The organism is Bradyrhizobium sp. MV1.5, assembly GCF_055807615.1.
This window is the reverse complement of the sequence record NZ_JBVVPL010000086.1, coordinates 1-8,724: the sequence shown is the minus strand read 5'-3', so window position 1 is coordinate 8,724 and position 8,724 is coordinate 1. Positions and strand designations below refer to the sequence as shown.

Sequence of the window (8,724 nt, the reverse complement as noted above, 5' to 3'; positions counted from 1 at the left end):
TCCCGCCCCCCCCCCCCCCCCCCCCCACCCCCACCCCCCCCCCCCCCCCCCCCCCCGGCCGGGGGGGGGGCGCCCGCCCCCCCCCCCCCCCCCCCGGGGGAGGGGCATGTCTCCGCGCAGAAGAATCTCGCGTTCTGAGTGCGCGGAGGCAAACCCCTCATCCGGCGCTTCGCGCCACCTTCTCCCGCAAGGGGAGAAGGGAAGAGCAGCGCGCCCGCGGCTCCTACGCCGCCTTCGCTGCGCTCCCGCCCGGCAACCCGGCCCGCGCGATGCCGCCATACAGCGTTTCGTTCGGCATCTCCTCGCGCAGGATCCTGCGCACCGTGATCAGCTTCTCCAAATCGATGCCGGTCGCAAAGCCCTTGCTCTCGCACAGGAACACGAGATCCTCGAACACGACATTGCCGGTCGCGCCGGGCGCGAAGGGGCAGCCACCGAGGCCGCCGAGCGAGCCGTCGAGGATCCGCGCGCCTTCGTCGAGCGCTGAGGCCGCGTTCGCGATGCCCATGCCGCGGGTGTCGTGGAGATGGATGCAGATCGGCTTTGATCCTGCGAGCTTCACCGCGGCGCGCGTCAGATCCGCCACCTGCTTCGGCCCGGCATAGCCGACGGTGTCGGCGATGCCGACGAAATCGACACCAGCCTCGAGGCACTTGTCGACCAGCCGCAGCACTTCTGCAGGGTCAACCGCCCCGGTGATCGAGCAGCCCAGCGCCATCGAGATCGCCGCGTTGACGAGCGGCTTGTGGCTGGTGGCATCGCGCAGCTCGCACAGGCGTTTCAGATTGGCGATCGCGGATTCGCGCGAGCGGTGCGCATTGGCCTGGCTGTGCTCTTCCGTTGCCGAGACCACCGAGGCGATTTCGCCGACGCCGGATTCCAGCGCCTCGTTCACGCCGCGTTCGTTGAGCGCAAGCGCGATGCCATGCGCACCGGGCAATGAAGCGACGGTCGCGACGACGTCGCGAACATCGACGAATTGCGGAAAGGTCTTTGCCGGCAGGAACGAGCCGACCTCGAAATGCCGCACGCCAGCGGCATATTCCTCGCGCACCCAGCGTTGCTTGGCGTCGGTCGACGGAATTTTCTTCACGAGCTGGAGCCCGTCGCGCAGGCCGACTTCGCGCAGGCTGACGCGCTCCGCGGGGTAAATCTCCTGGATCCGACTCATGCGCGCCTCCCTGTTGTTTTTGACGTGACGTCTTCATTTTCATTGTCGATCTCGGCGCGAACGGTCGCGGTGTCGGCCCCGAGCGGCGCGACCCTGAGGCCTTCCCCGATATGGCTGCCGTTCCATTCGATCGGCAGCGCCGGCACCCGGAACGGCTTGCCGTCGGCGGTGACATTGTTGACGAGCCCGCCCGGGCGCAGCACATGCGGATCGGCGAAGAGATCCTCGGGCCGGTTGATCGGCGAGAAGCAGATGTTGAGTGCATCGAGCCTCTGCGACAGTTTTGCCGCGTCCCATTGCCTGATGATGTCGGCTGCGCGCGGAATGATCCGGCCTCGCGCCAGGATGCGATCGGTCGTGGTGCGCAAGGCGGGATCATCGAGAAATTCAGTCAGGCCGAACTCGCGGCAGAAGCTTTGCCAATGGCCTTCGGTGACGACGCCGATGAAGATTCGCTCGCCGCCGGCGGTCTCGAAGATGTCATAGATCGGCCAGGCATGCTCGCGCTCCGGCATCGAGCGCGGCTTGTTGCCGGTCATCTCGTATTCGACCATGTGCTGGGCAACCAGGAACAGGCAGTTCTCGAACAGGCCGATGCGGATATAGGCGCCGTCGCGTTTTCCCCCGCGCTTCTGATAGAGCGCCGCGAGGATTGCGATCACGCCGAACATGCCGCCCATGATGTCGTTGGCGGACGAGCCGACACGCTGGGGCTTTTCGCTGGTGCCGGTCATGGCGGCAAGGCCCGCCATCATCTGCACGACCTCGTCGAGTGCGGGGCGGTGCTCGTAGGGACCTGAGAGGAAACCCTTGTGGCCGGCGATGATCAGATTCGGATGCCGGCGGCGCAATTCATCGGCGCCGAGCCCCTGCTTCTCGAGCTGGCCGTCGCGAAAATTCTCCAGGAACACGTCGGCCGTCGCCAGCAGCCGGTGCATGATCTCGCGATCCTCAGGCTTCTCGAAATCCAGCACGACGCTGCGCTTGCCCCGGTTGAACAACGGGAAGAAGGCGGTGCCCATGCCCCCCAGGCTCCGGGTCTTGTCGCCCGCGGGCGGCTCGACCTTGATCACGTCGGCTCCGAGTTGTGCCAGGATCATGCCGCAGGTCGGGCCCATGACCATGTGGGTCATCTCGACGACGCGCACGCCTGCAAGCGGCAATCCGGCCACCGATTCTTCCATCGCCATATGCGCCTGTTCCTTTGCCCGGCTGGTTCCGCTTGTTGTCAAGCGGGTTGGTGAAGCAACGGTCTTGCCGAATTCATCGTGGCTTCGTTGATGCGAGCGGTCAATCCGGCCATGAGCGGTGCCGCCGATCTCCCTTGCCGAAGTGGCCCGGGGTGTCTACCTCTCGCGGGTGATTTCGTGAGAGGAACTCCCATGCTGGATGCCGCCGTCAAGGCGCTGTCGCAAATGATCTCGCCGCCGATGCGCTCGATCCTGTGGCGGTCGATCGGCGTCGCCCTGGTGCTGATCATCGTGCTGGCGATCGGCTTGCAGCGGCTCCTGAGCTGGTTTGCGACCTATGGTGAGGCCTGGCTGGAGGGCCTGCTCGGTCCGGGCTGGCACTCATCGCTCGAGGTATTGTCCTGGATCATTTCGATCGCCGCGGGACTCGGCGTCGTGTTCGGGGCTGTGTTCCTGATGCCGGCGATCACCTCGCTGGTCGCGAGCCTGTTCGTCGACGACGTCGCCGACATTGTCGAGCGCGAGCACTATCCGGCCGAGCGGCCGGGCGTCGCGCTGCCGTTCAGCCAGGCGATCTACGAGGGCGTCAAGACCGCGCTGCTGACGATCCTGGTTTATCTGGTCGCGTTGCCGCTGGTGCTTTTCGCCGGCGCCGGTTTCCTGGTCTTCTTCCTCGCCACGGCCTGGCTGCTCGGCCGCGAATATTTCGAGCTCGCGGCGATGCGGTTTCGCTCGCCGGAGGAAGCCAAGGCGATGCGGCGCGACAATGCCGCGACCATCTTCACCGCGGGCCTGTTCATCGCAGCCTTCGTCTCGATCCCGATCGTCAATCTGGCGACGCCGATCTTCGCCATGGCCTTCATGGTCCACATGCACAAGCGGCTCTCAGGCCCGCGGCCCGAGCTGATCGAGCCGGCGCGGCAGATGCGGTGAACGAACGCTCCCTCTCCCGCTTGCGGGGGAGGGTCGGGGAGAGGGTGTCTCCGCAATGGGACAATCCCCCAGAGGAGAGAACCCTCACCCGGCACTTCGTGCCGACCTCTCCCGCAAGCGGGAGAGGTGACCAACCCCGTCGCGCGATCGGAAGAACAACCATCATCGCATTCAGGCAACCTTCACCCCGCATCTGCGCAACAGCATCCTGGCGAAGCCGAACGGTGCCGGCGTGAACGGGCCCGGCGGCGCCCGGGTGACCAGCGCGACGACGCCGAGCGCGGCCATTGCGACCCAGAAGCACAGCCAGAAGCCGTCGATATAGGCGAGCACATTGGCCTCGCGCTGAACCAGGCCCGCGAGCGTACCGACCGCGCGGGCCTGGGCCGAGCCCGCACCATGGGCCGCAAAATGGTCGGCGAGCTGTTTCAGCATGCGGACCACGTCGACGTCACCGACGCCGAGATTCTGGCCGAGATAGAAGGAATGGATCTGCTCGCGGACGCGCAGCCACGTTCCCATCAACGCAACGCCGATCTCGGCACCACCGAGCCGCATGATCTGGATATAGGCGGCAAACGAGGTGGCACGGCTCGGATCGGAATTGGACAGCAGCGTGATGATCAGCGGCAGCAAGGTCAGCGACTGCCCGATCGCCTGGAGCAACACGATGCCGGCGAAATCCTCGCGCGCCCAATCATGGCTGAGCTGCGTACCCCAGAGATTGGCGGCGGCGAAGCAGGCAAATCCCACGACCACCACCGTCCGCGTATCGAAATGCCGCAGCAGCCAGATCGAGAGCGGCACCAGAACGAACATCGGCAACGCGCCGTAGATGAGCAGCAGCAAGCCACTCTGCTCCGGCCTGAGCAGGCCGATGGTGGCGAGGAAGTTCGGCACCAGCGACGCATTGGACAGGCTGGTCAGCGTGTAGAGCAGGATCAGGACCAGCCCCAGTCCGATATTGCGCGAGAACAGCACGTTGATATGTGCCCATGGCTGCCGCACCAGGGCCTCGTTGACGAGGAAGCCCGCGACCAGCACCGCGCCGGCAATGATCAACGCCATCACCGTCCCCGACCCCAGCCAGTCCAGCCGGTTGCCCTGGTCGAGCCCGGCATAGATCATCGAGACGCCGGCGCCGAGCAGCAGCATGCCGCCCCAATCGGCGTCGCGGAGCAAAGCGCGATTCACCGGCTCGTTCGGCGTGCCCCAATAGACCATCAGGCCCATCAGGGGCGCGATGACGACGCTCTGCCAGTACAGCCATTGCCAGCCGAGATGGTCGACATAGAAGCCGACCAGCGAGCTCGAGGTATCCAGCGCGAAGCCGACGCGGATCGAATAGATCGAGATCGCCGGAAGCCACCAGCGGATCGGCAGATTGCGGAACACGATCATCAGCGTCGCCGGCACGAAGGTGCCGAGCAAGAGGCCATGTACGACGCTGAGCGCAAGCAATGTCGGATAGTCGTGCACGAACGGGATGATCAGCGAGACCGCGGCATAGACGAGGCTAGGGATGCCGAGAACGCGGCGCAGGCCGAATACGGTGGCAAGCCAGGCCACCGCGGGTGCGATGAAGATCTGCGAGCCGATGCCCGCAGTGGAGAGCCAGGCGCCCTCGTCGAACGAGAGCGAGAACGCGCCGCGCAGGTCCGGCAGGCCAATCGTGGTCAGCCGGCTGTCGAAATTGGCGAGGAACGAGCCGAGCAGCACCGCTGCCACCGCAAACAGCGGCTGCTGCGCGACGCCGCCGCGCGAGAGCGGCCCGCGACTGGAATCGTCATTTTCCGCCATTGCCGGCCTTGGTGTCGATGCTGGTGACGACCGACATCCCCGGCACCAGCCGCGCCAGCAGCAGCTGGTTGTCGTCGAACTGGATGCGCACGGGAATGCGCTGCACGACTTTGGTGAAGTTACCGGTTGCGTTGTCCGGCGGCAGCAGCGCGACCTGCGCGCCGGTCGCGGGCGCAATGCGCTCGACCCGGCCGCGCAGCTTCTTGCGCGGGAAACTGTCGACGGTGATCTCGACCGGCTGGCCCGGTGCGACGTGCGTCAGCTGGGTCTCCTTGTAGTTCGCGATCACATAGACCTTCGGCAACGGCACGACGTTGATGAGGTTAGTGCCGATGTTGACGTAGTCGCCGGGCTGGACCTGCCGCTCGCCGACGACGCCGTCGAACGGCGCCGATATCTTGGTGTAGCCGAGCTTGAGCTTCGCACTCGCCAGTGTCGCCTTGGTCGCTTCGAGATCGGCGGCGCGCTGCTTCCTGGTGCCTTGCAGCACCTCGAGTTGGTGCTGCTGGGCCGCGATCACGGCGCGGCTCGCGCGCACATCGGCCTGCGCCTTGGCATAGCCTGCGACTGCCTGCTCGAAGCGCTGCCGTGTGCCGGATTCGGTCTGCGTCAGCGATTGCTGGCGCTCCTGCTCCTGCCGCGCCTCGACCTCCACGGCTTCGGCCGAGAGCCGCGCGGCTTGCGCCTGCGCGATCGTCGCATATTGCAGCTCGATCTGATTGGCCAGATTGTCGAGCACGGCTTGTGCGGCGGCGACCGCCGCTTCGGACTGCGCGACTTGCGCCTGATAGTCGGCAGGGTCGATCTGGATCAGGAGATCGCCGGCCTTGACGCGCTGGAAATCGGTAACCCCGACGGTCAGCACTTCGCCGGAGACGCGACTGGCAAGCCGCGTCAGCTCGGCGCGCACATAGGCGTCGTTGGTGGTCTGGACCACCGAATTGCCGACCCATTCGTCGAAGCGCTGGGTTGCCACCGCGACGAAGCCGAGCGCGACGATCACCGCGAACAGCGGAATCGCGAGCCGGCTCCACAGCGAGCTGGCCGGTGGTTGCGAGGGCTTGGGTTGCGGAGCAGGCGCTGCGGTGGGAGGCGATGACGGAACTTGCTCTTGTGAACTCACGACATCACTCCAAAGCGCGCTCTCTCATCCTCGTCATTCCGGGGCGATGCGCCGCATCGAACCCGGAATCTCGAGATTCCGGGTCCGGTCCTACGGACCGTCCCGGAATGACGGACATTGCCATCAGACCGTCTTTTCCGGCCACCGGCAGAGATCGTTGATCAGGCAAACCTCGCAGCGCGGCTTGCGCGCGAGGCAAGTATAGCGGCCATGCAGGATCAGCCAATGATGGGCATGCAGCATGAACTCGGCCGGGATCACCTTTTCGAGACCGAGCTCGACCTCCAGCGGCGTCTTGCCGGGCGCGAGGCCGGTCCGGTTGCCGACGCGGAAGACATGCGTGTCGACCGCCATGGTGTGCTCGCCGAAGGCCATGTTGAGCACGACATTGGCGGTCTTGCGCCCGGCGCCCGGCAGCGACTCGATCCCGGCGCGCGTGCGCGGCACCTCGCCGCCGAACTCGCTGAGCAGCTTCGCCGACAGCGCGATCACGTTTTTCGCCTTGGTGCGATAGAGCCCGATGGTCTTGATGTACTCGCGCAGGCGTTCTTCACCGAGATCGAGCAACTTCTGCGGTGTGTCGGCGATCGCGAACAGCGCGCGCGTCGCCTTGTTGACCCCGGCATCGGTCGCCTGCGCCGACAACACCACGGCGACCAGCAGCGTGAACGGATTGACGTGCTCGAGCTCGCCTTTCGGCTCCGGATTGGCCTTGCGGAAACGGCTGAAGACCTCGTGGACCTCGGGCGGCGTCCAGGGCTTCATAGCTTTGAGGGACTTCTTCGCGGGCCCGTTCGGTTTGGCCGCGAGCGGCTTTGCCTTTTTCTTCGGCACCGACGTTTTGCGCGGGGCCGTCTTGCGGGTGATTTTCGCCATGATCGGGATATACTGAGGGACGATGAGCACAGGCAACGAAATTGAGCGCGAACGATCTGGAAGCGAGGCCGAGCCTCAGATCTTTTCCGCGCGGCTGACGCCGCACCGCTCGCTGAACCGCACCGGCTTCCTCGCCGTGATGCTGTTCCTGAGCGCCGTCAGCTTCGTCACCGGCCTCGTCTTCCTGATGATGGGCGCGTGGCCGGTGTTCGGCTTCTTCGGCCTCGATGTGCTGGTGATCTGGTGGGCCTTCAAAGCCAATTTCCGCGCGGCGCGGGCCAGCGAGGAGATCGTGGTCACGCCATCTGAATTGCGCGTGCGGCGCGTCAGCCAGCACGGCCAAATCGTCGAATGGACCTTCAATCCGCTCTGGGTCCGGCTCGACATGGAAATCGACGAGGATTTTGGCATCGAGCACCTCTATCTGATCTCGCGAGGTCACCAGATCCAGATCGCCCGCTTTCTGGGACCGGACGAAAAATCCAGTTTCTACAAAGGCTTGGTTGAGGCATTGAATGCCGCCAGGCGCGGTCCGACCTACAATCCGGTCACCTGATTGCGGATCGGAAATCGGGTGGTTTCGCACCCTGCCCTCTCCTACATTTGTGGTCATGATGACACTCGCGATACATGACCAGCGCCTGGCCGGGCCGGGCTCCCAGAACGCCGCGATGCGCGACTATGATTCCGTGCGCCGGGCGATCGCCTTCATTTCGGAAAAGTGGCGCGCCCAGCCGACCATCGAGGCGATGGCGGATGCGGCCGGCGTCACCCCGGATGAGCTGCACCATCTGTTCCGCCGCTGGGCCTCGATCACGCCGAAGGCCTTCATGCAGGCGCTCACGCTTGATCACGCCAAGGGCTTGCTGCGGGACTCAGCGAGCATCCTCGATGCGGCGCTCGACTCGGGCCTTTCGGGTCCGGGCCGGCTGCATGATCTCTTCGTCACCCACGAGGCGATGTCGCCAGGCGAATGGAAGAACGGCGGCGCAGGGCTCATCTTGCGCTATGGCTTTCATCACTCGCCGTTCGGCACCGCCATCGTGATCGCGACCGATCGCGGATTGTCGGGCCTCGCTTTCGCCGATCCCGGTGAGGAACAGGTGGCGCTTGCCGACATGACGCGGCGATGGCGGAACGCAACTTACGTCGAGGATCACGAAGGTACCGCACCGCTGGCGCAGCGCATCTTCGACACAAAACTGTGGCGGCCTGACCAGCCGCTGCGCGTGGTGATGATCGGCACCGATTTTGAGGTCCGGGTGTGGGAGACGCTGCTGAAGATCCCGATGGGCCGCGCGGTGTCCTATTCGGACATCGCCTGTAACATCAACAGCCCGAAAGCATCACGCGCCGTCGGCGCTGCCGTCGGCAAGAACCCGGTGTCCTTCGTCGTGCCCTGCCACCGCGCGCTCGGCAAGAGCGGCACACTCACCGGCTATCACTGGGGCATCACCCGCAAGCAGGCGATGCTGGGCTGGGAGGCCGGGCAGCTGGGGCTGCAGTAAAATTGTTGCTACGCGTAAACTGCGCCACTTAGTCGTCCTGGCGAAAGCCAGGACCCATAACCACCGTCGTTGGCTATGCGATGACTGGTGGTTGGCAGTCGGCGCCAAAACACCTCCTGGGGT

At 65.3% G+C, this 8,724-nt stretch carries 8 protein-coding genes; 3 read left to right on the top strand and 5 right to left on the bottom strand.

Annotated features, from left to right (window positions below; genetic code table 11):
• Positions 1-223: 223 nt before the first annotated feature.
• Both AC0L2J_RS34325 and AC0L2J_RS34320 read right to left on the bottom strand, forming a co-directional pair.
• A complete protein-coding gene (locus tag AC0L2J_RS34325) occupies positions 224-1,171 on the bottom strand; it encodes a hydroxymethylglutaryl-CoA lyase (protein WP_473248895.1) in 948 nt (315 codons plus the stop codon).
• Positions 1,168-2,361 (bottom strand): CaiB/BaiF CoA transferase family protein, encoded by a 1,194-nt coding sequence (locus tag AC0L2J_RS34320; protein WP_473395923.1) that lies wholly within the window; start codon positions 2,359-2,361, stop codon positions 1,168-1,170. Before AC0L2J_RS34320 ends, AC0L2J_RS34325 begins: the two co-directional genes overlap by 4 nt.
• A 192-nt stretch (positions 2,362-2,553) precedes the next feature.
• Here AC0L2J_RS34320 and AC0L2J_RS34315 point away from each other — a divergent pair, with 192 nt between their 5' ends.
• A complete protein-coding gene (locus AC0L2J_RS34315; protein ID WP_211395058.1) occupies positions 2,554-3,294 on the top strand; it encodes a sulfate transporter family protein in 741 nt (246 codons plus the stop codon).
• Positions 3,295-3,465: 171 nt separating this feature from the next.
• On the opposite strand, the gene AC0L2J_RS34310 is transcribed toward AC0L2J_RS34315, so the two are convergent.
• The 3 genes from AC0L2J_RS34310 to nth form a co-directional block, all read right to left on the bottom strand.
• Positions 3,466-5,094: an MFS transporter gene (locus AC0L2J_RS34310; RefSeq protein WP_473395922.1), complete on the bottom strand. Its 1,629-nt coding sequence runs from the start codon at positions 5,092-5,094 to the stop codon at positions 3,466-3,468.
• On the bottom strand, positions 5,081-6,217 hold the full coding sequence (locus tag AC0L2J_RS34305; RefSeq protein ID WP_473395921.1) for an HlyD family secretion protein: 1,137 nt from the start codon (positions 6,215-6,217) through the stop codon (positions 5,081-5,083). Before AC0L2J_RS34305 ends, AC0L2J_RS34310 begins: the two co-directional genes overlap by 14 nt.
• Before the next feature lie 123 nt (positions 6,218-6,340).
• Positions 6,341-7,093: an endonuclease III gene (nth, locus tag AC0L2J_RS34300; protein ID WP_473395920.1), complete on the bottom strand. Its 753-nt coding sequence runs from the start codon at positions 7,091-7,093 to the stop codon at positions 6,341-6,343.
• Positions 7,094-7,115: 22 nt separating this feature from the next.
• On the opposite strand from nth, the gene AC0L2J_RS34295 reads away from it, so the two are divergent.
• Both AC0L2J_RS34295 and AC0L2J_RS34290 read left to right on the top strand, forming a co-directional pair.
• Positions 7,116-7,649, top strand: coding sequence for a DUF2244 domain-containing protein (locus tag AC0L2J_RS34295; RefSeq protein ID WP_007604003.1), 534 nt, complete (start codon positions 7,116-7,118; stop codon positions 7,647-7,649).
• A gap of 55 nt (positions 7,650-7,704) precedes the next feature.
• Positions 7,705-8,601 (top strand): methylated-DNA--[protein]-cysteine S-methyltransferase, encoded by an 897-nt coding sequence (locus AC0L2J_RS34290; RefSeq protein WP_035973474.1) that lies wholly within the window; start codon positions 7,705-7,707, stop codon positions 8,599-8,601.
• The last annotated feature ends 123 nt before the right edge of the window (positions 8,602-8,724 follow it).